Raw genomic sequence first — 24,745 nt, 5'->3', positions numbered from 1 at the left:
CTGCCCGCAGCTACGCGCGCCCCGGCAACCACACCTTCCGCCGCCGCGCGGCGACCGGCACCACCCTGGGCAACCGGTACGGCAGGCTCCCGTACCAGACGTAAGCCACCCCGTACCCGAACGCCAGACACGCCACACCCCCCACCGCGTCCAGCCAGAAGTGGTTCGCCGTCGCCACGATCACCACCAGCGTGAGCGCCGGATACACCAGCCCCAGCACCCGCACCCACGGCACCGACGCCAGCACGAAGATCGTCAGCCCGCACCACACCGACCACCCGATGTGCATCGACGGCATCGCGGCGTACTGGTTGGACATGTTCTTCAGGTCCCCCGACGCCATCGACCCCCAGGTCTGGTGGACCATCACCGTGTCGACGAAGTGTTCGCCGTTCATCAGCCGCGGCGGGGCGAGCGGATACAGGTAGTAGCCGGCCAGGGCGACGCCCGTGGTCGCGAAGAGCACCAGCCGGGTCGCCGCGTAGCGGCCGGGATGGCTGCGGAAGAGCCACACCAGGACACCCAGAGTCACCACGAAGTGCAGCGTGGCGTAGTAGTAGTTCATGCCCACGACCAGCCAAGTCACCGAGTTGACGGCGTGGTTGACGGACTCCTCGACGGCGATGCCCAGTTGCTGCTCGACGTGCCAGATCCAGTCGGCGTTGCGCAGGGCCGCGGTCCGCTGCTCCGGCACCGCGTTGCGGACGAGGGAGTACGTCCAGTAACTGAGCGCGATCAGCAGGATCTCGAACCACAGGCGGGGGCGGCGCGGGGTGCGGAGCCGGGACAGGAGGCTCTTCCCCGTCGTCTCTGTGACGGGGTGCGGAGCGCCGTCCTCCAGGCGTTCCCGAGTCCTCACGGTCGCGTCACCCATAGGCATGAAGTCTGCCAGAAAAGCCTTCTTCCACCGATCATCCCTCAGGTGGAACCGACCCGCATCCGCCCCGGAGCCGGCACCCCCACAGGAATCAGGGGCGGCCGCGCTCGCCCGGCGCCGACGCCGTCGAGCCGCGCACCACCAGCTCCGGCATGAACACGAACTCGCTGTGCGGCGCGGGCGTCCCGCCGATCTCCTCGAGCAGCGTGCGCACCGCCGCCTGACCCATCGCCGGGACCGGCTTGCGGACCGTGGTGAGCGGCGGGTCGGTGAAGGCGATCAGCGGCGAGTCGTCGAAGCCGACGACCGAGACGTCCTTGGGCACGTCGAGGCCCAGCTGCCGGGCCGCGCGTATCGCGCCCAGCGCCATCATGTCGCTGGCGCAGACCACCGCCGTGCAGTCCCGCCCGATGAGCGCGGAGGCCGCCGCCTGGCCGCCCTCCAGGGTGTACAGCGAGTGCTGGACCAGCTCCTTCTCCACCGTCTCGGCGCTCAGCCCCAACTGGTCCTGGACGGTCCGGACGAAGCCCTCGATCTTGCGCTGCACCGGCACGAACCGCTTCGGCCCGAGGGCCAGCCCGATCCGGGTGTGTCCGAGCGAGACGAGGTGGGTGACCGCGAGGCTCATGGCGGCCCGGTCGTCGGGGGAGATGAACGGCGCCTGCACCTGCGAGGAGAAGCCGTCGACGAGGACGAAGGGCACGCCCTGCGCGCGCAGCCGCTCGTAGCGCTGCATGTCGGCGGTGGTGTCGGCGTGCAGCCCCGAGACGTAGATGATGCCGGCGACCCCGCGGTCGACCAGCATCTCGGTCAGCTCGTCCTCCGTCGAGCCGCCCGGCGTCTGGGTGGCGAGGACGGGCGTGTAGCCCTGGCGGGTCAGCGCCTGCCCGATGACCTGGGCCAGCGCGGGGAATATCGGGTTCTCCAGCTCCGGGGTGATCAGGCCCACCAGGCCCTCGCTGCGCTGCCGCAGCCGCACGGGGCGCTCGTAGCCCAGCACGTCGAGGGCGGCGAGCACGGACTGGCGGGTGGTGGCGGCGACGCCCGGCTTCCCGTTGAGGACGCGGCTGACCGTCGCTTCGCTCACCCCCGCCTGGGCGGCGATGTCGGCAAGCCGTGTGGTCACAGGGGTGGACTGTACCTGTCGGCCGCTTCCTTGCACACCGATCGGGCGCCGTGGGCGGCCGGTTGGACGGCCCGTCGGACGGCCCGGCGCGGGCTGCTGCGTCATCGCGCTCCCTCGAGAAAGTGGCGGCAAGAGCTTGCAGAGTCTTGCACAACCCGCCCGATACCGCTCGGGCCCCGTAAACAAGCGTCTCATGACGGTCGCCGAGAGGTCACGCCCGGATAACTTCGGAGATCTCTTGCACATTTTTGCAGCAAGACCTTTCGCCGGGCTTTCAACGCTGTTACGTTCACGTCGCCCGACGGCAGCAACGAAGCGGTCGGCGGTCGGCAGGAGCGGCGGACGGGCCCGCACCCTGCACCGCACGGGCTTTCACCCTCAAGGAGAACTCATGCGGCGTGGCATAGCGGCCACCGCGCTGGTGGCGTCCCTCGCCCTGGCGGCGACGGCGTGCGGCGGAGACGACGGCGGCGACAGCGAGTCGGGCGGACCGGTCACCATCACTTACTGGGACACCTCCAACGCGACCAACGAGGCGCCGACCTACAAGGCCCTGGTCAAGGAGTTCGAGGCCGCCAACAAGGGCGTCAAGGTCAACTTCGTCAACGTGCCCTTCGACCAGGCGCAGAACAAGTTCGACACCGCCGCAGGTTCCAAGGGCGCCCCGGACGTGCTGCGCTCCGAGGTCGGCTGGACGCCCGCCTTCGCCAAGAAGGGCTTCTTCCTGCCGCTGGACGGCACCGAGGCCCTCGCCGAGCAGGACAAGTTCCAGCCCAACCTGATCGAGCAGGCCAAGTACGAGGGCAAGACCTACGGCGTTCCGCTGGTCACCGACACCCTCGCCTTCGTCTACAACAAGGAACTGTTCAAGAAGGCCGGCGTCGAGGCCCCCAAGACCTGGGACGACCTGAAGAAGGCCGCCGCCACCATCAAGGACAAGACCGGCGCCGACGGCTACTGGGCCTCCACGGCCGGCTACTACGCGCAGCCGTTCCTGTACGGCGAGGGCACCGACACGGTCGACGCCGACGCCAAGAAGGTCACCGTCGACTCCGCCGAGGCGAAGAAGGGCTACGGCACCTGGCTGAGCCTCTTCGACGGCAAGGGCCTGCACAAGGCCGACACCACCGCGGACGCCTACGCCCACATCCAGGAGGCGTTCGTCAGCGGCAAGGTCGCCTCGATCATCCAGGGCCCGTGGGAGATCACCAACTTCTACAAGGGCTCGGCGTTCAAGGACAAGAACAACCTCGGCATCGCCACCGTCCCGGCCGGTTCCACCGGCAAGGCGGGCGCCCCGACCGGCGGCCACAACCTGTCGGTCTACGCCGGTTCGGACAAGGCCCACCAGGAGGCCGCGCTGAAGTTCGTGAACTTCATGACCTCGGCGAAGTCCCAGGAGACCGTCGCCCTGAAGAACTCCACGCTGCCGACCCGCGACGACGCCTACACCGCGAAGGTCAAGGCCGACCCGGGCATCGCCGGCTTCCAGACGGTCCTGCCCGCCGCCCAGCCGCGCCCGGCGCTGCCCGAGTACAGCTCCCTGTGGACGCCGCTGGACGACGAACTGCCGCAGATCGCCGGCGGCAAGAAGTCCCTGGACGAGGGGCTGGGCGACGCCAAGACCGCGATCGCCAAGCTGGTGCCGGACTTCAGCAAGTAGCAGCACCCGACCGCCGGGCCCCCGCCGTGGGGGGAGGGGCCCGGCGGTCACCGGCCGTGCGCCGCACTCCGACCGCAGACCCCTGACCTTCCCGATGCTCCCGAAGGTGTCGAACCATGACAGTCGCCATCGACCGCGCGACCGGCAAGCGCCGCGGTGACCGCACCCCGCGGCCCGGCCTCGGCCGGCGTCTGAAAGACGGCTACCAGAAGCACTGGTACGCCTACGCCATGATCGCGCCGGTGGCCGTCGTGATCGGCGTCCTCGTGCTGTACCCGCTGGGCTACGGCCTCTACCTCACCCTCACCGACGCCAACAGCCTCAACACGGGGCGCACCATCGGCGTCAACGAGATCGAGGCCACGTACAAGTTCGTCGGCCTGGACAACTACGCCGACATCCTGTGGGGCCCGACGGCCTACGACCGCTTCTGGTCGCACTTCATCTGGACCATCGTGTGGACGGCGGTCTGCGTCGGCCTGCACTTCTTCATCGGCCTCGGGCTCGCCCTGCTGCTCAACCAGAAGCTGCGCGGCCGCACCTTCTACCGGCTGATCCTCGTCCTGCCCTGGGCCGTGCCCACCTTCGTCACCGTCTTCGGCTGGCGCTTCATGCTCGCCGACCAGGGCATCATCAACTCCGCCCTGGACTGGCTGCACCTGCCGACGCCCGCGTGGCTCGAGGACACCTTCTGGCAGCGCTTCTCCGCGATCATGGTCAACACCTGGTGCGGTGTGCCGTTCATGATGGTCTCGCTCCTCGGCGGCCTGCAGTCCATCGACAACAGCCTCTACGAGGCCTCCGAGATGGACGGCGCCAACGCCTGGCAGCGCTTCCGCTACGTCACCCTGCCCGGGCTGCGGTCGGTCAGCTCCACGGTCGTGCTGCTCGGCATCATCTGGACCTTCAACCAGTTCGCCGTGATCTTCCTGCTGTTCGGCAACACCGCCCCCGAGGCGCAGATCCTCGTCACCTGGGCGTACCAGCTCGGCTTCGGACAGCAGCCGCGCGACTTCGCGCAGTCCGCGGCCTACGGCATCCTGCTGCTGGCCATCCTGATCGTCTTCACCTCCTTCTACCGCCGCTGGCTGAACCGCAATGAGCAGCAGCTCGCGAACTGAGGCAGGAGCCGCCATGAGTACAAGCACCGCGCCCACCAAGGCCCCCGCCGAGCAGGTCACCGCGTCCACCGCGCCGCCGCGCAAGGTCCGCGGCCGCGGCGAACGCAGCCGCGTCGCGTCCCTCGCCTCCCACGGCGTGCTGACCCTCGCGAGCCTCGTCGCGCTCTTCCCGGTCGCCTGGCTGGTCTACCTGTCCCTCGGCCCGGACAAGAACGACTACCTGCACCCTGGACGCATCTGGTCGAAGATGACCTTCGACAACTACGCGTTCGTGCTCCAGGACACCAACTTCTTCGACTGGCTGAAGAGCTCGCTGATCGTCTCGCTGGGCACCACCGTCATCGGTGTGCTGGTCGCCGCGACGACCGGTTACGCGGTCTCGCGGATGCGCTTCCCGGGCTACAAGAAGCTGATGTGGGTCCTGCTGGTCACCCAGATGTTCCCCATCGCGGTCCTGATCGTGCCGATGTACCAGATCCTGTCGAAGCTCCAGCTCATCGACAACTACTTCGGCCTGGTCCTCGTCTACTGCTCGACCGCGGTGCCGTACTGCGCCTGGCTGCTCAAGGGCTACTTCGACACCATCCCGTTCGAGATCGACGAGGCCGGGCGGGTGGACGGGCTGAGCCCCTTCGGCACCTTCTTCCGGCTGATCCTGCCGCTGGCCCGGCCGGGCTTGGCCGTGGCCGGCTTCTACAGCTTCATCACCGCGTTCGGCGAGGTCGCCTTCGCCTCGACGTTCATGCTGAGCGACACGAAGTACACCTTCGCCGTCGGACTGCAGAGCTTCGTCAGCGAGCACGACGCCCAGCGCAACCTGATGGCGGCCACCGCCGTGCTCGTCGCGATACCCGTCTCCGCGTTCTTCTACCTGGTGCAGAAGAACCTGGTGACCGGCCTCACCGCGGGCGGCACGAAGGGCTGATCGCCGCCCGACCCGGAAAACGTCCGGCCGCGGTGCCCATCCGACCCCGCAGCACCGCGGCCGGCCGATCTTTCCCCACCCACGCCTCCACTCCGTTACGTACCAAGGACGTCATGAGCCAGCAGCCTTCCGCCGCACCGGCCCCCACCTCCGCCGTCGCCACCGTCTCCGAGCGCCACGACTGGTGGCGGGACGCGGTCATCTACCAGGTGTACCCGCGCAGCTTCGCCGACAGCAACGGCGACGGCATGGGCGACCTGGAGGGTGTCCGCACCCGCCTGCCGTACCTGCGCGACCTGGGCGTGGACGCCGTGTGGCTCAGCCCCTTCTACGCCTCCCCGCAGGCCGACGCCGGCTACGACGTCGCCGACTACCGGGCCGTCGACCCCATGTTCGGCACCCTCCTGGACGCCGACGCGCTGATCCGCGACGCCCACGCGCTGGGCCTGCGCATCATCGTCGACCTGGTGCCCAACCACTCCTCCGACCAGTACGAGTGGTTCAGGCGCGCGCTGGCCGAGGGCCCCGGCTCCCCTTCCCGGGACCGCTACCACTTCCGCCCCGGCAAGGGGAAGAACGGCGAACTGCCGCCCAACGACTGGGAGTCCATCTTCGGCGGCCCCGCCTGGACCCGGGTCACCGAGCCCGACGGCACGCCGGGGGAGTGGTACCTGCACCTGTTCGCGCCCGAGCAGCCGGACTTCAACTGGGAGCACCCGGCCGTCGGCGACGAGTTCCGGTCCATCCTGCGGTTCTGGCTGGACATGGGTGTGGACGGCTTCCGCATCGACGTCGCCCACGGCATGGTGAAGGCGGAGGGCCTGCCCGACCTGGGATCCCACGAGCAGCTGAAGCTGCTGGGCAACGATGTCATGCCGTTCTTCGACCAGGACGGCGTCCACGACATCTACCGCCAGTGGCGGCTGATCCTCGACGAGTACAGCGGCGAGCGCATCTTCGTCGCCGAGGCCTGGACCCCGACCGTCGAGCGCACCGCCAACTACGTACGCCCGGACGAGCTGCACCAGGCGTTCAACTTCCAGTACCTGGGCACCCACTGGGACGCCGGGGAACTGCGCACGGTCATCGACCGCACCCTCGACGCCATGCGCCCGGTCGGCGCGCCCGCCACCTGGGTCCTCTCCAACCACGACGTCACCCGGCACGCCACGCGCTTCGCCAACCCGGCGGGCCTCGGCACCCAGATCCGCCTGGCCGGCGACCGCGCACTGGGCCTGCGCCGCGCCCGCGCCGCGACCCTGCTGATGCTGGCCCTGCCCGGCTCGGCCTACGTCTACCAGGGCGAGGAACTGGGCCTCCCGGACGTCGTCGACCTGCCCGACGAGGTCCGCCAGGACCCGGCCTACTTCCGCGGCGCCGGCCAGGACGGCTTCCGCGACGGCTGCCGCGTCCCGATCCCGTGGACCCGTGAGGGCTCCTCGTACGGCTTCGGATCCGGCGGCAGCTGGCTGCCGCAGCCCGCGGGCTGGGGCGAACTGAGCGTCGAGGCGCAGACCGGCGAGCCCGGCTCGACCCTGGAGCTGTACCGCGAGGCCCTGGCCGTCCGCCGCTCCACCGCCGACCTCGGCGCGGGCGACGCGGTCGAGTGGCTGCGCGCCCCCGAGGGCGTCGTCGCCTTCCGGCGCGGCGACTTCGTGTGCGTCGCCAACACCACCGGCGAGTCGGTGGCGGTGCCCGCGCACGGGCGCGTCCTGCTGGCCAGCGGCGAGATCACCGAGGCGGCCGGCGAGGCGAAGGTACCGGCCGACACGACGGTCTGGTGGACCCGCGCCTGACGCCCCCTCCGGACCGCTGAAGGGCCCGCTGCTTCCCCGGGGGAGCGGCGGGCCCTCGCGCGTCCGCCGGCCCGCCGGGTGACCCGGGCAAGTCCTGTGAAAATCCTTTCCGTTACTTTCGCAAGTCTTGCCGCAAGACTTGCGGCGGCGTTACGGTCTCGCCGGGGTCGGACCCGAACGAGCCGTACTCGCAAGGAGCTCACGCCTGTGATACCGAGATGGCCGGTGCCCGCCACGCGCCGTACCGCACGAGTGAGACGGGTCGCGGCCGTCACCGTGACCGCGCTCGCCGCCGCCCTGCTCCCCCCGCTCGCCGCGCGGGCCGACACCCCGCCCGCGCCCCCGTCCGACGCGAAGCTGGCGAAGACCGCCGCACGCCACGACCTGACGCGTGAGCAGTTCTACTTCGTCCTGCCGGACCGTTTCGCCAACGGGGACGCCGGGAACGACCGCGGCGGCCTGACCGGCACCCGGCTCACCACCGGCTACGACCCCACCGACAAGGGCTTCTACCAGGGCGGCGACCTCAAGGGCCTGACCCAGAAGCTCGACTACATCAAGGGGCTGGGCACCACCTCCATCTGGATGGCGCCCATCTTCAGGAACCAGCCCGTCCAGGGCACCGGCAAGGACGCCTCGGCCGGCTACCACGGCTACTGGATCACCGACTTCACCCAGGTCGACCCGCACTTCGGCACCAACCAGGACCTGAAGAACCTCATCTCCAAGGCCCACGCCAAGGGCATGAAGGTCTTCTTCGACGTCATCACCAACCACACCGCCGACGTCGTCGACTACGAGGAGAAGTCCTACGACTACCTCTCCAAGGGCGCCTTCCCGTACCTGACCAAGGACGGAAAGCCCTTCGACGACGCCGACTACGCCGACGGCGAGCACCGCTTCCCGCGGGTGGACGGCGGCTCCTTCCCGCGCACCCCCGTCGTACCCGCCGCCAAGAAGAACCTCAAGGTCCCCGCCTGGCTCAACGACCCGGCGATGTACCACAACCGGGGCGACTCCACCTGGGCCGGCGAGTCGGCCACCTACGGCGACTTCTCCGGCCTCGACGACCTGTGGACCGAGCGTCCCGAGGTCGTCAGCGGCATGGAGAAGATCTACCAGCGGTGGGTCAAGGACTTCGCCATCGACGGCTTCCGGATCGACACCGTGAAACACGTCGACATGGAGTTCTGGACCCAGTGGGCGACCGCGCTGGACGCCTACGCCGCCAAGAAGGGCCGCGACGACTTCTTCATGTTCGGCGAGGTCTACTCCGCCGACACCTCCGTCACCGCGCCCTACGTCACCCAGGGCCGCCTGGACTCCACCCTGGACTTCCCCTTCCAGGACGCGGCCCGCGCCTACGCCTCCCAGGGCGGCAGCGCGCAGAAGCTCGCCTCGGTCTTCGGCGACGACTACAAGTACACGACCGACAAGGCCAACGCGTACGAGCAGGTCACCTTCCTCGGCAACCACGACATGGGCCGCATCGGGACCTTCCTGAAGCAGGACGACCCGGACGCCACCGACGCGGAACTGCTGAAGAAGGACCGGCTCGCCAACGAGCTGATGTTCCTCAGCCGCGGCAACCCGGTGATCTACTACGGCGACGAGCAGGGCTTCACCGGCGCGGGCGGCGACAAGGACGCCCGCCAGCCGATGTTCGCCTCCCGCACCGCCGACTACCTCGACGACGACCAGCTCGGCACCGACCGCACCCACGCCGAGGCCGCCTACGACACGAGCGCCCCGCTCTACCGGCAGATCAGCGCCCTCGCCGAGCTGCGCAAGGTCAACCCGGCCCTCGCCGACGGCGTCCAGACCGAGCGCTACGCCGCCGACGGCGCCGGGATCTACGCCTTCTCCCGCACCGACGCCAAGACCGGCACCGAGTACGTCGTCGCCTTCAACAACGCCGGTACCGACAAGAGCGCCACCTTCGCCACCGGCTCCGCCGACATGACCTTCCGCGGCATCTACGGCACCGACGCCACCGTGAAGTCGGGCGCCGACACCAAGGTCACCGTCACCGTCCCGGCCCGGTCGGCCGTCGTCCTCAAGGCCGCGGGGCGGCTCGCCGCGCCCGCCGCCGAGCCGACGATCACCCTGCGTGCCCCGGACCCCGGCGCCACCGGCACCGTCGAGCTGACCGCCGACGTCGCGGGCGGACAGCTCAACCGCGTCGTCTTCGCCGCCCAGACCGGCGACGGCAAGTGGCGCACCCTCGGCACCGCCGACCACGCCCCCTACAAGGTCACCCAGGCCATCGACGCGGACACCCCGGCCGGTACGGCCCTGCGCTACAAGGCGGTCGTCGTCGACTCGGCCGGCCGCACCGCGAGCGCCACGGCCGCCTCCACCACCGGCACTCCGCCCGCCGAGGAGGTGCCCACCGCCGCCTCCCGCGACTACGCGGTCGTGCACTACCAGCGCGCGGACGGGAACTACGACGACTGGGGCCTGTACGCCTGGGGCGACCTCGCCGACGGCGAGGCGACCACCTGGCCGGAGACCCATCCCTTCACCGGCCGGGACGCCTACGGCGCCTTCGCCCACGTCAAGCTCAAGCCCGGTGCCTCCAGCGTCGGCTTCCTCGTCGTCGACAAGGACGGCAACAAGGACGTCGCCGCCGACCGCACCATCGACGTCACCGAGACCGGCGAGGTGTGGATCGAGCAGGGCAAGGAGCAGGTCGCCACCGAGCGGCCCGAGTACCCGGCCCAGGACACCACCAAGGCCGTACTGCACTACCAGCGCGCCGACGGCGACTACGACGGCTGGGGTCTGCACGTCTGGGGCGACGCCGCGAACCCCACCGACTGGGCCAAGCCGCTCCAGCCGGTCCGGACCGACCCCTACGGCGCGGTCTTCGAGGTGCCCCTCACCGAGGGCGCGAGCAGCGTCAGCTACATCGTCCACAAGGGCGACGAGAAGGACCTGCCCACCGACCAGGCCCTGGACCTCAAGGCCGACGGCCACGAGGTGTGGCTGCTGAGCGGCCAGGAGGACTACCTGCTGCCGCAGCCCGCGGGCTCCGCGGCGGCCGTCGACCTCACCACCTCCAAGGCCGTCTGGATCGACCGGAACACCGTCGCCTGGAACGGCTCGGAAGGCGCCGCCTCCACCCAGCTGCTCGCCTCCCGCACCGGCACCGTCACCGCCGAGGGCGGCAGGCTCACCGGCGACGACCAGCAGTGGCTCCGCCTCACCAAGAGCGCCCTCACCGACGCCCAGAAGGCGAAGTTCCCGCACCTGAAGGAGTACACCGCCTGGTCCGTCGACCCGCGCGACCGCGACCGGGTCCGCGAGGCCCTGCGCGGCCAGGTCGTCGCCTCCCAGCGCACCGCCACCGGCGCCCTGCTCGCGGCGACGGGCGTACAGACCGCGGGCGTCCTGGACGACCTGTACGCGGGCCGGGCGACCGGAGCCGACCTCGGCCCGGTCTTCCACCACGGCAGGCCCACCCTCTCCGTGTGGGCGCCGACCGCGCAGGACGTGAAGCTGGAGATCGGCGACCGCACGGTGCGGATGCGCCGGAACGACGCCTCCGGCGTCTGGTCCGTGACCGGCCCGAAGTCCTGGAAAGGCAAGGAATACCGGTACGCGGTCAAGGTGTGGGCGCCCACCGCGGGCGAGGTCGTCACCAACAGGGTCACCGACCCGTACTCCCTCGCCCTGACCACCGACTCCGAGCGCAGTCTCGTCGTCGACCTGGACGACCGCTCCCTCGCCCCGCGCGGCTGGGAGCACTACCGCAAGCCCGAGGCCGTCCCGTTGCGGGACGCGCAGATCCAGGAACTGCACATCCGCGACTTCTCCGTCGCCGACCCGACGGCGGACGCGGACCACCGGGGCACCTACCTCGCCTTCACCGACGAGAAGAGCGACGGCTCGAAGCACCTGCGCGAGCTGGCCGAGGCCGGTACGTCCTACGTGCACCTGCTGCCCGCCTTCGACATCGCCACCATCCCCGAGAAGAGGTCCGAGCAGACCACGCCCGACTGCGACCTCGCCGCCCTCCCGGCCGACTCCGACAAGCAGCAGGAGTGCGTGACGAAGGCCGCCGCCAAGGACGCCTTCAACTGGGGCTACGACCCGTACCATTACACGGTCCCCGAGGGCTCCTACGCCACCGACCCGGACGGCACCGGGCGCACCGTCGAGTTCCGGAAGATGGTCAAGGCCCTCAACGACGACGGGCTGCGCGTCGTCATGGACGTCGTCTACAACCACACGGCCGCGAGCGGGCAGGCGAGGACCAGCGTCCTCGACCGGATCGTGCCCGGCTACTACCAGCGGCTGCTCGCCGACGGCTCGGTGGCCAACAGCACCTGCTGCTCCAACACCGCCACCGAGAACGCCATGATGGGCAAGCTCGTCGTCGACTCGGTCGTCACCTGGGCCAAGGAGTACAAGGTCGACGGCTTCCGCTTCGACCTCATGGGCCACCACCCGAAGGCCAACATCCTCGCGGTCAGGAAGGCGCTGGACGAGCTGACCCTCAAGAAGGACGGCGTCGACGGCAAGAAGATCATCCTGTACGGCGAGGGCTGGAACTTCGGCGAGGTCGCCGACGACGCCCGATTCGTGCAGGCCACCCAGAAGAACATGGCCGGCACCGGCATCGCCACCTTCTCCGACCGGGCCCGCGACGCCGTGCGCGGCGGCGGCCCCTTCGACGAGGACCCCGGCGTCCAGGGCTTCGCCTCCGGCCTCTACACCGACCCCAACGGCTCGGAGAACAACGGCACCGAGGCCGAGCAGAAGGCCCGCCTGCTGCACTACCAGGACCTGATCAAGGTCGGGCTGACCGGCAACCTCGCCGACTACGCCTTCACCGACACCGACGGCAAGGAGGTCAAGGGCTCCGAGGTCGACTACAACGGCGCCCCCGCCGGATACGCGGCGGCACCCGGCGACGCCCTCGCCTACGCCGACGCGCACGACAACGAGTCCCTGTTCGACGCGCTCGCCTTCAAGCTGCCGAAGGACACCTCCGCCGACGACCGGGCCCGCATGCAGGTCCTCGCCATGGCGACCGCCGCCCTCTCGCAGGGCCCGGCGCTCTCCCAGGCGGGCACCGACCTGCTGCGCTCCAAGTCGCTGGACCGCAACTCCTACGACAGCGGCGACTGGTTCAACGCCCTCCACTGGGACTGCGCCGACGGCAACGGCTTCGGCCGGGGGCTGCCGCCGGCCGCGGACAACCAGGACAAGTGGCCGTACGCCAAGCCCCTGCTGAGCGACGTCCAGGTCGGCTGCCCGCAGATCAACGGCGCCTCGGCGGCGTACCGGGACCTGCTGCGGATCCGCAGCGGCGAGCAGGACTTCTCCCTCGCCACGGCCGCGCAGGTGCAGTCCCGGCTCTCCTTCCCGCTCTCCGGCAGGGACGAGACACCCGGCGTGATCACCATGCGCCTCGGTGACCTGGTCGTGGTCTTCAACGCGACCCCGCAGGAGCAGCGGCAACGGGTGACCGAGGCGGCCGGAACCGGCTACCGGCTGCACCCGGTGCAGGCGTCCGGAGCGGACGTGGCCGTGAAGAAGGCGGCCTACGCGGACGAAACGGGCACCTTCACGGTGCCGGCCCGCACGGTGGCGGTCTTCACCCGCGCCGGCTAGCGCCCCGCGGTTAGGGTGCTCCTGTCCGCCGCAGAACAGGAGCACCCATGCCGCAGATCAGTGTCGAGCATTCCCCCTATCTCGACGACGTCGACTGGGAGGAGTTCGCGCTCGCCCTGCACCCGGTGGTCGTCGAGACGGCCGCCGCACGGCTGGAGGCGTGCAAGACCAGGGTGTCGCGCACCGAGGACGAGGCCGTCGGCGCGGAACTCGAGCGGCACGCCATCGTCAACGTCTCGATCGCCCTCCTCGCCGGACGCGACGACGCGACCAAGGCCCGGCTCACCGAGGCCGTGGTGGAACTCCTGCGCGAGCACGTGCCCCCCAGGGACGGCCTCCGGCTGCACCTGTCGGCCGAGGTCCGCGACCTGGACCCGTCGTACCGGAAGTACGAGGAGTAGGCCCCGCCGGGCGGGTCGCGGGGCGGGTCTAGGGGCTCACGGCAGGTCGCGGCGGCCCAGCCAGGCCGGCCGTACCGGCACCCCGTCCGCGTCCAGTTCGGGCTCCGGCGGGAGAACGGGGGCGGGCGGGGCCGCCTCGGCGACCGGCTCCGTGGACGCCTCGACCACGGGCTCGGGGGCCTTCGGCGCCGCGGAGTCCTCCAGCAGTTCCGCCACTGTGAACCGGGTGACGAACGACTGCCAGGCCCCGTCCACGACGAGCAGGAACCCGTCGCCGACCCGCAGCAGGCGACGCCGCCGGGGGCTGAGGGGATGGGTGGGGGAGTAGCTCCGCGCCCGCCGTTCCAGTTCCCCGAGCGCCTCCTGACGGGACCCGGAGACGTGCCCCACCACCTGGGCCTCCGTGTGCTTGCGCTCCCCGGCGCCCACGGTCGTCTCCACGACCAGTCCCCACTCCGGCAGGGCACTCACCGGGCCGTCAGCGTGAGCAGCCGGTCCACCAGGTCCGCGAAGGGGCCGTCGGCGGGTTCGTCCGCCAGGACGCGGCGCATCAGGGCGCCCATCTCCTCGTCGTGGGCGGCGCTCACCGCCACCAGCGCGCCGAAGTCCTGCACGAGCTGCGCCGCCAGTTCGGCGCGCGGGATGCGGCGCCCGTCCAGCCAGAGCAGCGCGGTCGACTCGGCGAGCGAGATCCAGGAGCGGACGACCAGTTCCAGCCGCGCGGGCGGTTCGCTGACGTCCAGGTGCGAAAGGATCTGGACATACGCGGCCTGCCGTACGGAGTCCACCAGCGCGTTGGTCGTGGTCGAGCCCACGGCCGGGCCGCCGCGCATCAGGGCCGAGAAACCCGGGCCGTGCCCGTCGACGAAGTCGAAGTAGCGGACCATGACCCGCAGCAGCCGCGCCCCCAGCGGGCCCTCGCGCGGCTCCGCGAACCGGGCCGCCAGATCGTCCGAGGCACGCTGCAACGCGGCCTCGTACAGACTGAGTTTGCCGGGGAAGTAGTGGTAGACCAGCGGGCGCGAGATGCCCGCCGCCGAGGCTATCTCGTCGATGGAGACCTCGTCGGGCGAGCGGCGGCTGAACAGATCGAGCGCGACGCCGATCAACTGCTGCCGCCGCTCCTCGACGCCCATCCTGCGGCGCACCCCGGTAGTCATACGAACACCTTACCGATCGAATCCGGCCTCGAACGGGCCGGACCGGGCATCGGCATTCATCGGCGTTCACATGTCGAGCACGAGCCGGGTGCCGAGGCACCGGGACACGCAGATGAGCATCGAGTCACCGCGTTCCGAGTCGGTCAGCAGCTCGTCCCGGTGGTCGATCTCGCCCTCCAGCACCTTCTGTTGGCAGGTCCCGCACCAGCCCTGCTCGCAGGAGTACGGGGTGTTCGGCAGCTCGGTGCGCACGGCGGCCAGCACCGAGGAGTCGCCGGGCACGGTCAGCGTGCGCCCGCTGCGCCGCAGCTCGACCTCGAACTCCGCGTCGCCGTCGGCCGTCGTACGCGGCGCGAACCGCTCCAGGTGCAGTGCGGCGCCCGCCGGGAGGCGTTCGGCGACGGCCGCCATCAGGCCCTCCGGGCCGCAGCAGTACACGGCCGCGCCCTCGGGGAGGCCCGCCAGGAAGGCGTCGAGACCGGGTCGCCCGTCCTCGTCCTCGGCGACGACGGTGACCGTCCCGTTGTCCGGGTCCAGCTTCTCGATCTCCTCCAGGAACGGCATCGACGCCCGCGTCCGCCCGCCGTACAGCAGCCGCCAGTCGGCGCCCTCCGGCAGGGCCCGCAGCATCGGCAGCACGGGCGTGATACCGATGCCCCCGGCGACGAACGCGTAGGCGGGCGCCTCGACCAGCGGGAAGCGGTTGCGCGGTCCGCGCACCTCCAGTTCGGTGCCCTCCTGCACCTGCTCGTGCACCTCGCGCGAGCCGCCCCGCCCGTCCTCCACCAGCCGCGCGGCCACGGTGTACGACGAGGTGTCCTCCGGGTCGCCGCACAGCGAGTACTGCCGTACGAGCCCCGAGGGCAGCACCAGGTCCAGGTGGGCGCCCGGCTCCCAGCGCGGCAGGCCGGTCCCCTCCAGACGCAGCCGGACCACCCCGTCGGCCAGCCGCTCGTGCGCGGTCACCAGCAGCGTCAGCGCGCGGGAGCGGGGCCGCCCGGAGACCGGCGGATCCAGCACGGGCGGCGGCGGGCCCTGGACACGGCGCCGCACCGCCAGGCGGACGACGAGCGCGGCACCGGCCGCGAGGAGCAGGGCCGTCGGCTTCCGCAGCCGTGCCATGAGGGGGACGGGCATGTTGGACATGGCGTCAATGTACTGGCGGGTAGTTCCGTGAGGAACCCCTCTGCCGGTACTTGTTGACGCAACTGTCAGCAAGGGTTCCGGCGGTGTGCACGGTCGGCTAGCGCAGGCCGCCGATCGTCCGCCCGCCGTCCAGCGTTCCCGTCAGCTCGGCCCGCGCGCCCTGCTCGGCCCTGGCCGTCAGCAGGTTGCCGTCGGCGGAATCGCTGATGCCGCCCGTCGCCTCGATCGACCCGGTGTCGGGACCGCCCGCCGCGAGCAGGTACCAGTGCCCGCCCGCCGACTTCCACAGCACCCCGGCCAGCACGTGCGGGTCGCGCTCGCCGCAGGCCGGCACGCCCTGCGCCTTGGCCGCCACCGCGCCCCGCACGCCGCCCGGCGTCCGGAACTGCGCCAGCACCCGGGCCCCTTCGCCGCGCCAGGTCTCGGCGCGGGTGCACACCCAGGCGCCCGACCCCGTCCCGTCGGGCAGCGGCTGCGTCGCGAACTCCCAGGCGTTCACCGACCGCACCCCCTGCCCGCGCACCGCGCCCAGCGAGCACGCGTACGGCGCCCAGGTGCCCAGCGCCTTCGCGCCCGAGGCGTCCTTCGCCGCACCGGGGCGCCCGGTGGTGAGACGCGCGGGCACCAGCTCGCCGAGGTCGGTGACCACCCGGGTGTCCGAGCCGTCGGTCAGCTCCAGCACGTTCCACGACGTGCACGCGCCGGCCCCCTGCTGTACCGGGCTGGACAGCGGGGACGTCACACCGTCGGTGAGCGTCAGCTCCTTGGCACCGGACTCCGGCTCGACGAGATCGCGCGCCGCCGCCTTCGTCACCCAGGGCGCCGTCAGATAGCGGACGTTGCCGTCGGTGCGCCCCAGTACCACCGCGGTCGCCGCCGCCCGGCCGGCCCCGTCGGTCCGCGCGAAGTCCAGGGCGGCACCGGCGGAACCGTCCTTCGGCTCGGCGTACCGGACCAGGCGCAGACCGTCGTGCAGGATCACCACCCGCGCGGTGTCCACGTCCCCCGCGTACAGCAGCTGCGGCGGACCGGCCGGACCCCCGGTCTGGGTCCCCGGCGTCGCGGACACCCCCACGCTCTCGCCGGGCCGCGCCCAGACGGCCAGGGCGCGGCGCAGCAGCTCCGTGTCGCCGGTGAGGTCACCGCGCGCCGGCCATACCGAGAAGTCCGTGCGTGCGGACGTCTCCCAGGCGGCCGGCGCGGCCTTCGTCAGCCTGCCGGGATCGAGCGCGGCCTCGGCCGCCGGGTTTTGCGCGTACGGCGGCGCGGCGGCACCGTCCGGGCCCCAGCCGTCCCCGGGCAGGCCGAGCAGCGCCCCGCACACCACCAGCGCCGCCGCGGCGACCAGCGCGGCCTTCGTGTGCTGTCGCCGACGCAGCAGATCGGTCGGCCGGGCCTGCAACGAGCAGGGGTCGAACTCGGGGGAGCCCAGCAGCCCGTACTGCCCCGGCACCCCGTCGGCCTCGCGCAGCGCGGCGTCCGCGTCGGCGACCCCGGCGGCCCGCAGCACCTGCCGTACCCCGTCGTCGGGGAGCCGCTCCAGACCGCGCAGCACGTACGCCGCCCGGCCCGGCCCGGAGAGCTCGGACAGCCGCTGGTCCAGGGCGAGTTCGTCCGCGCCGCCCGAGCGCGGGAAGAGCTTGAGGCCCCTGACGTGGGGCAGCAGCGGCGGCAACTGGGACCGCCGGGGCCACGCCCGCCGCCGCAGCGGGAGCCCCGCCTCCAGCGCCGTACGCACCACCCGCAGCCGGACCAGTGCGTACCCGGGGTCGACCTCGCGGCCGGTGGACTGGGCCGGGATCACCGGGGTCGTCGTCCGGTTCCGGGGCAGGGCACGCTGGGTGAGGGCGTGCGCGGTCAGGACGCGGCGGCCCCGGCCCAGACCCGGGGGCAGCACCAGATAGGCCAGCCGCGCCAGGCGCGGATAGTGCTCGACGAGCGCGGCCTCGGCCTGCTCGACGTCGACGACCGGGTCGGCCGGGGAGGCGGAGGACGGTGCGGGGCGCGGGGCGACATCCTGTGGCTGCACGTTCAGCAGAACGAGCGAACGGGGCGATGGTCACCGTACGACCGCCCCGGCCGGGCACGGAAGCCGCGCTACTCCTCCGGCTCCACCAGGAGCCGCGCGTAGGTGGCCATCGAGCGCTGGTAGCGCGGCAGATGGGGCGCCAGCGCGCCGAGCACCAGGGACAGGCCCTCACGGTCGCGGCCCATGCTGGACAGGCAGAGCGCGAGCGTGGCCCGCACGGCGTCGTCCAACTCGTCGGACGGGGCGACCAGTTCCGGCGAGAGCAGCTTCACGCCTTCCTCCGGGTGACCGGTGTTCCGCAGCGAGCTGGAGAGCTGGATCTTGGCCCGGCGCCCCTTGTAGGGGCTGACCTCGCCGAGCCCGCGCTCCAGCGCCTCGCGGTACAGCGGCACCGCCCGGTCGGAGTGGCCCGTCGAGTCCCAGGCGCAGGCCCGCTCGAACAGGCCCAGCGGGCTGTCCGCGGGCAACTCGTCGGCGAGGGCGTCGACGACCGCCCGGAAGTCGGCGGCGTCCTCCTCGGCGTAGTCGTCGAACGCCGCCCAGGCGGCCGTCACACGCTCTTCCCAGTCCTGGTCCACGCGCCCACTCTCGCACGGCGCCCGCACAACGGCACCCGGACTCCTGAGTACTTCGCGCCCCGCGCCCGTATCGATGGCGGGAGCCCCTCGCCGGGGCTCCGTGCGGCATGTCGCCGAAGCGGACCGGAGGAACACATGAGGCTGACCCGACCGATGCTCGCGCCGGCCGCCCTTGCGGCGGTCCTGGCGCTGACGGGCTGCGGCGCCGGCGGGGACGGCGCGGACACCGTGCCCGCGACGGCGACCGGCAGCCTGGAACACCTGGCCGCCGAGGCCGAGTGCACCCCGAACATGCAGACCGACGCCGACACCATCCGCCAGGCCCTGTGCGGAAAGGGCGACGGGAAGTACGTCCTGGCCACCTTCGCCACCGACCGGGGCCAGCGCGAGTGGATCAACACGGCCAAGGACTACGGCGGCTTCTACCTCGTCGGCCGCAAATGGGTCGCCGTCGGCCACGAGGACGTGGTGGCGGAGCTGCGCGGCACGCTCGGCGGAACCCTGGAACAGGGTGTGCAGCACGGGGGCGGCGGTGGGCACTCGGCCGGGCACGGCGAGCACGCCGGGCATTCCGGCTGACCGGACGCGGACGCGCGAAGGGGGCAGGTGACGGAAATCCGTCACCTGCCCCCTCCTTGCCACCGGGCCGGTACCGCTACTGGCAGTCCTCGCCGCGGTTGATGCAGTCGACCACCTCGTTCATCAGGTCCTCGTCCATGACGTTGATGAAGTCGTTGTGATCCGTGATCGGCTTGTGCAGCTGCTCCGGGAAGCTGTCCACGGCGTACGGGTTCTGCACCTGGCCGTTCTCGACGGTCGGGGTGGGAATGTCGTACGCGAGGCGTATCTGCAGCTGGGGCACGGCCTGGAAGCCGTTCGCGCAGCTGCCGTCCTCCTGGACGAACGCCATGTGGTCCCGGTGGTTGGCGCTGTCGATGTTCTGGCCGTCCCAGCAGCTCTGGAAGTTGACCGTGCGCAGCACCTGGCTGCCGTCGGGGCACAGCGGGTACTTGTCCGTCACCTGACGGTCCTCGAAGCCGGAGCAGCTCCACGAGGTGTTGGCGTTGGCGTCGCCGTTGGTGAAGGACTTGGCGTCACCGGTGATGACGCGCAGGAACTTCGGCATCGCGACGACGTCGCCCTGCCGGCTGCCGACGAACCTGATCTGGGCCTCGGCCGGCTTGAGGATCTTGCCGACGTTGCCCTCGGCGCCACCGCCCTGGTCGTTCGCGTCGAACTCCTGCGTGCCGTCCTGGAGGCGCAGCACCGGCCAGTAGTACGTGGACTTGTCGCCCTGGTTCTGGCAGGAGGTGTCCGCGTTGGCGAGATCCTCGTCGCTGGAGAAGGCGTCGTTGTCCTGGTTGCCGACGTAGTCGTGCGTGTGGTGCGCGCCGTTGTCGACACCCGGGGCGGCGATCAGGTTGTCGCTGTTGAACAGGTTGTTCTCGTTGACGCCGCAGTCCGTGGTGAAGCTGCCGGTGGAACCGCCGTCGCCGTCGGCGGCCAGGCCGTTGCGGCTGTTGCGGGAGTTCGGCTGGACGTCGTTGATGTCGACGAAGTCCTCGGCGACCGGACCCGCGACGCCGTTGCCGTTGTCGTCGTTGCCCTCCTGGCCCTGACCGTCACCGTTCTGGCCATCGTCGTTCTGGCCGCCGTCCTGGCCGTCGTCCTGACCGCCGCCGTTCTGGCCGCCGCCGTTCTGCTGGTCCGCGGGACGCCCCTGGCACCCGGCCAGCTCGTCCAGGTTGCCGTCGGCCTTGCCGCCGGCCCGGTTGATCTCCAGCTGGATCCGGTCGATGATCGCCTTCCGCCGGTCCTTGAGCGGGCCCAGAATGGTGTTCTGGACGAACTGCGCGTCACCGGCCTGCGCCCGCCGGGTGGTGGCGAGGCGCTGGTAGGCGTTGGTGATCTGGCTGTCCATCGTGGCCAGTTCGCCGTCCACCTCCCCGCGCGCCCGGTCCGGCACTTCACGGATCTGCTGGCCGACGTCGGGGCAGTCGATCGTCGCGACCTGCGCGCCGGCCGACCTGGTCCGGTTGTGACCCCCGTGATCCTCGTGCGCCGAAGCGTAGAAGTTGGCCCAGACCAGCCCGCCCCCGCCGACCGCCAGGGCCGCCGCCCCGGCTACGATCTTGGTGGCCAGCGGCGTACGGCGTTTTCTTGTGTTGCGTCCCATGGAACTCCTCAAACTTCCTTGCGGGGGCATCGCTTGCGGGGCATCGAGGGCGCCCGACAGGAGTGAAGCGGCTCCCATCCATACGGAAGCCGCTCCAGAGGTGTTCACCCGTCTCGGGAATTGCCGGGGCCGGTGGGGCCCCCGGGACGCGTCACAGGGTCAGCGGCCGCGGTCCAGATACGCCAGAACCGCCAGGACACGGCGGTTGTCGTCGTCCGAGACCTCCAGGCTCAGCTTCGCGAAGATGTTCGCCGTGTGCTTCGCGATCGCCCGCTCCGTGACGACGAGCTTGCCGGCGATCGCCGCGTTGGTCCGGCCCTGCGCCATCAGCTCCAGCACCTCCAGCTCGCGCGGCGTCAGCCGCTCCAGCGGCCGGTCCTCCGCCGCGCGCCGGCTGAGCAGCTGCTGGATGACCTGCGGGTCCATCGCGGTACCGCCCGACGCCACCCGCCGTACGGCGTCCACGAACTGCTCCGCGTCGAACACCCGGTCCTTGAGCAGGTACCCCACACCGCCGCTCCCGTCGGCCAGCAGCTCGCGCGCGTACAACTGCTCCACGTGCTGGGAGAGGACCAGCACCGGCAGCCCGGGCCGGTCGCGGCGGGCCTGCAGCGCGCACTGCAGGCCCTCGTCGGTGAGCGTGGGCGGCAGCCGGACGTCGACCACGGCCACGTCCGGCCGCAGTTCGGCCAGCGCCCGGGACAGCTCGGGGCCGGTCTCGACGGCCGCGGCGATCTCGAAGTCGTGGGCCTCCAAAAGCCGGACCAGTCCGTCGCGCAGCAGGAACAGGTCTTCGGCTAGGACAACGCGCAAGGGATCTCCATGGTGACCATGGTGGGGCCGCCCGCGGGCGAGCTGACGGCCAGGACGCCGTCGAATGTACCGAGTCGGCGCTCCACCCCGGCCAGGCCCGAGCCCGCCGCGATCGACGCACCGCCCTTGCCGTTGTCGGTGACGGAGACGCGCAGCAGCCCCTCGCCGTGGTGGATGTCGATCCAGATCCGGTCGGCGCCGGAGTGCTTCACGGCGTTGGTGAGGATCTCGCTGACCGCGAAGTACGCGGCCGACTCCACGGGTGCCTCGGCGCGGCCGGGCAGGTCCACCTCCACCTCGACGGTGACGGGCAGCCGCAGTGCCAGGGCCCGTACCGCGTCGCCCAGGCCGCGTTCGGCGAGCACCGGCGGGTGGATGCCGCGCACCAGTTCGCGCAGCTCGGTCAGGGCGTCGGCGGAGGACCGCCGGGCCTGTGCGAGCAGTTCCCTGGCCTTCTCCGGGTCCTTCTCCAGCAGCGCCTCGATGGTGCCCAGGTCCATGCCCATGGCGACCAGCCGGGCCTGCGCCCCGTCGTGCAGGTCCCGCTCGATGCGGCGCAGTTCGGCGGCGGAGGTGTCGACGGCGTCGCGCCGCGTCTCGGTCAGTACCCGCACCCGCTCGGCGAGTTCGCCCTGGCCGGAGCCGAGGACGGCGCCGGTGAGCCGGAAGTGGGCGCGCAGCAGCAGCGGGGTGAGCCAGAGGGCGGCGAGGAGGAGTACGGCGCCCAGCCCGGCGGCGTAGAAGGCGGAGGTCTGGTCGGTGACCTTGACGAAGCCGTACCAGTACCCGTCGGGCAGCACCCGCCACAGCCCGGCCGCGATGGCGAAGCCCTCCAGCGGGTAGAGCGGCAGGGCGAAGGCGACCAGCGCCGTGACGAAGCCCGCCGTCATGTCGACCGGCAGCCACCCGATGTCCCGCCAGGTCGCCGGGTCACGCAGCATCCCGAAGGTGCGGGCCCACGGATTGGCGTCCTCGGGCAGCGGCCGGTACGCCCGCGGGATCCGCACCCCGCCCCACTCGGCGGCGAGCAGCCGCCGCCGGTCCGCGAACGCCCGTACCCCCGCCAGCACCCACGGTGTGGTGACGATGCCGACGCCGATCGGGATCAGGGCGATGGAGACGAGGGCGAAACAGAAGCAGACCACCGCGCCGGGCAGGGAGATGAAGATCAGTGCCAGTCCTCGCGCGCCCGACAGCGCGACGTTCCGCGCCCGCTCCCGTGCCGGTGGCCGCCGTGTGCTGCTCTTCGTCTCGATGCTCATGGCATCAGTCTCGCCGAGGCGACCGGCGCGGGTCACGGGGCCGGGCACCCCGATCAGGGGGTGGTGTCAGATACACCCCCACCCGCGCCGGGCCCGGCGTCGGTGGCGGCGTCGGTGGTGTCGATGGCGTCGGCGGCGAGGACCTTCGCCTCCGTCTCCGGGTCCAGGCCGACCGGCGGGCGGTCCGGGCGGAGGGGCGCCGGGCCGCCGAGCTCCCGCAGCCAGGTCCAGGTGTCGGCCACGGTGTCGGCGGCCGGGCGGCAGGCCAGGCCCGTCGCCAGGGCCCGGGAGACGTCCGCGCTCTGCAGGGCGGCGTGCAGGTCGCTGCCCGGGGGTGTCCACACCGGCAGCTGCCCCCACGGCTCGACACCGGCGGCGAGGACGGTCTCGGGGGCGGTCCAGCGCAGCCGCGCCGCGCCGCCGGTGACCTTCGCGCAGGCGCCGAGCAGGGCACCCATGGTGGTGTGCCCCGGCGGGGAGGCCAGGTTGTACGGTCCGCCCAGCTCCCGCTCCACCGCGCCGAGCACCCAGGCGGCGAGGTCGCGGACGTCGACGTACTGCAGGGGCAGGTCCCGCGGGCCGGGTGCGAGGACGGGGCCGCCGCGGGCCGTGCGGTTCAGCCACCACGGCAGCCGGCCGATGTTCTCGTACGGGCCGAGGATCAGCCCGGCCCGCACCAGCACCGAGCGGTCCGCGCCGAAGGCGTCCAGGACGGCCAGCTCGGCACCCCGCTTGTCCCGGGCGTAGTCGCTCTGCCCGGCGTCCGCCGAGGCGCCCTCGACGAGCGGGGCGTCCTCGGTGTACCCGGCGGGCGGGGCCCAGGCGTACACCGAGCAGCTCGACACGTACACGTACCGTCCGGCGCGGCCGTGCAGCAGCCGCGCCGCGTCCCGCACCGCGCGGGGCGCCGTCGACCAGGTGTCGACGACGGCGTCCCACGTGCCCCCGGCCAGGGCGGCGAGCCCGTCGGGCGCGGTGCGGTCGCCGTGCAGCGCCCGCGCTCCGGGGGGCGGGGCGTGCCGTCCGCGGTGCAGGACGGTCACCTCCCAGCCGCGGCCGAGCGCCGCCTCGACCACGGCCCGCCCCACGAACTCCGTACCGCCCAGCACCAGTAGCCTCATGCCGTCACTGTGCCGGGTGCGGGGGACGGAGGGAACGCCGCTCTGCCGTGGGCAGAGGGGCGGTGGGGCGGTGCGGCGGGGCTCAGTGGCCGGTGGGCGGCGTGTACTTGTAGCCGACGCGCCGCACGGTCTGGATCGTCCGCCGGTGCTCCGCGCCGAGCTTCCGGCGCAGCCGGGCCACGTGCACGTCGACGGTGCGGCCGTCGCCCACGTGGCCGTAGCCCCACACCGTGGTGACCAGCTGGTCGCGGGTGTGCACCCGGTGCGGATGCCCGACGAGGTGTGCGAGGAGTTCGAACTCCAGGTAGGTCAGGTCCAGTTCACGTCCGTCCACGGCGGCGGTGCGTCGCACGGGGTCGATCCGGACCAGTGGGTCCTCGCCGTCCGCGAGCGACGGTCCGGCCACGCCCACGGGGCGGAACGGCGGCTGCTGGTCGGCGGGGACGAGCACCAGGTAGCCGACCATCGGCGGGCGGCCGGGCAGCGCGGGCAGCGTGTGCGGGGGCGCGGGCAGCCAGGTCGCGCCCGGCGGCAGCAGGTCCGGGACGTCCACCAGCTCGTCCCGGTCCACGGCGCGCAGCCGGTGCCGGGAAGCACCACCGCCCGGAAGGGCGGAGGCGGCGGTTCCTGCGGTGTGGGGGTGGGTGGAGGAGTCGAGGGTGACGGTGGACAGGGAACGGGTGGTCGCCATGAGACGTCAGCTCTTTCGCGCGAGAGGTTCGTCGGGAGGGGCGACGGGCGCGAGTTCGTGGTCGGGCGCGTCGCGGGACGTACGTCGTGCGCACCGGCGGCAGGCGCGGAAGGCCTGGGAGGTGTGGCTCTCTAGCGGGCCGGCGCGATCGTCGCGCGGCAACACACCCGGTCGAAGTCGTCGTGCTGACGGGAAGGCCAGAAGGGCTCGAGGTCGTGGCGACCCGTCGCTGCGTACT

19 protein-coding genes are annotated in these 24,745 nt (G+C 71.9%); 7 read left to right on the top strand and 12 right to left on the bottom strand.

Translation table 11 applies throughout. The annotated features are described in order from the left end of the window. Positions 1-10: 10 nt before the first annotated feature. Both C4J65_RS08035 and C4J65_RS08030 read right to left on the bottom strand, forming a co-directional pair. Positions 11-874 carry a phosphatase PAP2 family protein gene (locus C4J65_RS08035; protein WP_115741781.1) on the bottom strand — a complete coding sequence of 288 codons (864 nt, stop codon included), beginning with the start codon at positions 872-874 and terminating at the stop codon, positions 11-13. A gap of 94 nt (positions 875-968) precedes the next feature. Further along, a complete protein-coding gene (locus C4J65_RS08030) occupies positions 969-2,003 on the bottom strand; it encodes a LacI family DNA-binding transcriptional regulator (RefSeq protein WP_003976582.1) in 1,035 nt (344 codons plus the stop codon). 391 nt (positions 2,004-2,394) lie between these two features. On the opposite strand from C4J65_RS08030, the gene C4J65_RS08025 reads away from it, so the two are divergent. From C4J65_RS08025 to C4J65_RS08000, 6 genes are all read left to right on the top strand, one after another. Further along, entirely contained in the window at positions 2,395-3,666 is a 1,272-nt protein-coding gene (locus C4J65_RS08025) for an extracellular solute-binding protein (protein WP_115741780.1), read from the top strand. Between the two features lie 116 nt (positions 3,667-3,782). Beyond that, positions 3,783-4,787, top strand: a complete 1,005-nt coding sequence (locus C4J65_RS08020) for a sugar ABC transporter permease (RefSeq protein WP_115741779.1) — start codon at positions 3,783-3,785, stop codon at positions 4,785-4,787. Positions 4,788-4,800: 13 nt separating this feature from the next. Continuing rightward, entirely contained in the window at positions 4,801-5,712 is a 912-nt protein-coding gene (locus tag C4J65_RS08015) for an ABC transporter permease subunit (RefSeq protein WP_115741778.1), read from the top strand. A 113-nt stretch (positions 5,713-5,825) separates the two neighbouring features. Further along, entirely contained in the window at positions 5,826-7,508 is a 1,683-nt protein-coding gene (locus tag C4J65_RS08010) for a glycoside hydrolase family 13 protein (protein WP_115741777.1), read from the top strand. Positions 7,509-7,715: 207 nt separating this feature from the next. Further along, on the top strand, positions 7,716-13,130 hold the full coding sequence (pulA, locus tag C4J65_RS08005; RefSeq protein ID WP_162833075.1) for a pullulanase-type alpha-1,6-glucosidase: 5,415 nt from the start codon (positions 7,716-7,718) through the stop codon (positions 13,128-13,130). 47 nt (positions 13,131-13,177) lie between these two features. Further along, positions 13,178-13,531: an isomerase gene (locus C4J65_RS08000; protein ID WP_115741775.1), complete on the top strand. Its 354-nt coding sequence runs from the start codon at positions 13,178-13,180 to the stop codon at positions 13,529-13,531. A gap of 36 nt (positions 13,532-13,567) precedes the next feature. On the opposite strand, the gene C4J65_RS07995 is transcribed toward C4J65_RS08000, so the two are convergent. From C4J65_RS07995 to C4J65_RS07975, 5 genes are all read right to left on the bottom strand, one after another. Continuing rightward, positions 13,568-14,002 carry a hypothetical protein gene (locus C4J65_RS07995; protein WP_115741774.1) on the bottom strand — a complete coding sequence of 145 codons (435 nt, stop codon included), beginning with the start codon at positions 14,000-14,002 and terminating at the stop codon, positions 13,568-13,570. Then, the gene (locus C4J65_RS07990; RefSeq protein WP_115741773.1) at positions 13,999-14,691 is read right to left on the bottom strand and encodes a TetR/AcrR family transcriptional regulator; all 693 of its coding nucleotides are present in this window, start codon (positions 14,689-14,691) and stop codon (positions 13,999-14,001) included. The genes C4J65_RS07995 and C4J65_RS07990 overlap by 4 nt, the downstream gene beginning before the upstream one ends. 66 nt (positions 14,692-14,757) lie before the next feature. After that, a complete protein-coding gene (locus C4J65_RS07985) occupies positions 14,758-15,813 on the bottom strand; it encodes a PDR/VanB family oxidoreductase (protein ID WP_205351130.1) in 1,056 nt (351 codons plus the stop codon). Between the two features lie 121 nt (positions 15,814-15,934). Beyond that, complete coding sequence (locus C4J65_RS07980) at positions 15,935-17,866, bottom strand: hypothetical protein (protein WP_115741772.1); 1,932 nt, start codon at positions 17,864-17,866, stop codon at positions 15,935-15,937. A 68-nt stretch (positions 17,867-17,934) separates the two neighbouring features. Next, positions 17,935-18,444: a tetratricopeptide repeat protein gene (locus tag C4J65_RS07975; RefSeq protein ID WP_205350971.1), complete on the bottom strand. Its 510-nt coding sequence runs from the start codon at positions 18,442-18,444 to the stop codon at positions 17,935-17,937. A 135-nt stretch (positions 18,445-18,579) separates the two neighbouring features. On the opposite strand from C4J65_RS07975, the gene C4J65_RS07970 reads away from it, so the two are divergent. Further along, positions 18,580-19,023 carry a hypothetical protein gene (locus C4J65_RS07970; RefSeq protein WP_115741770.1) on the top strand — a complete coding sequence of 148 codons (444 nt, stop codon included), beginning with the start codon at positions 18,580-18,582 and terminating at the stop codon, positions 19,021-19,023. Positions 19,024-19,099: 76 nt separating this feature from the next. On the opposite strand, the gene C4J65_RS07965 is transcribed toward C4J65_RS07970, so the two are convergent. The 5 genes from C4J65_RS07965 to C4J65_RS07945 all read right to left on the bottom strand — a co-directional run bounded on the left by C4J65_RS07965 (position 19,100) and on the right by C4J65_RS07945 (position 24,507). Next, the gene (locus tag C4J65_RS07965; protein WP_115741769.1) at positions 19,100-20,620 is read right to left on the bottom strand and encodes a DUF1996 domain-containing protein; all 1,521 of its coding nucleotides are present in this window, start codon (positions 20,618-20,620) and stop codon (positions 19,100-19,102) included. A 159-nt stretch (positions 20,621-20,779) separates the two neighbouring features. Beyond that, positions 20,780-21,433 (bottom strand): response regulator transcription factor, encoded by a 654-nt coding sequence (locus C4J65_RS07960; protein WP_115741768.1) that lies wholly within the window; start codon positions 21,431-21,433, stop codon positions 20,780-20,782. Continuing rightward, positions 21,418-22,695 (bottom strand): sensor histidine kinase, encoded by a 1,278-nt coding sequence (locus C4J65_RS07955; RefSeq protein WP_115741767.1) that lies wholly within the window; start codon positions 22,693-22,695, stop codon positions 21,418-21,420. The genes C4J65_RS07960 and C4J65_RS07955 overlap by 16 nt, the downstream gene beginning before the upstream one ends. A gap of 53 nt (positions 22,696-22,748) precedes the next feature. Beyond that, a complete protein-coding gene (locus C4J65_RS07950) occupies positions 22,749-23,816 on the bottom strand; it encodes an SDR family oxidoreductase (RefSeq protein ID WP_115741766.1) in 1,068 nt (355 codons plus the stop codon). 82 nt (positions 23,817-23,898) lie between these two features. After that, a complete protein-coding gene (locus tag C4J65_RS07945) occupies positions 23,899-24,507 on the bottom strand; it encodes a winged helix-turn-helix domain-containing protein (RefSeq protein ID WP_115741765.1) in 609 nt (202 codons plus the stop codon). Between the last annotated feature and the right edge of the window lie 238 nt (positions 24,508-24,745).

The sequence above is a fragment of the Streptomyces sp. CB09001 genome, assembly GCF_003369795.1.
Taxonomy (GTDB): Bacteria; Actinomycetota; Actinomycetes; order Streptomycetales; family Streptomycetaceae; genus Streptomyces.
Note: the sequence above shows the minus strand (reverse complement) of the source record. Positions and strands in the feature narration are given on the sequence as shown.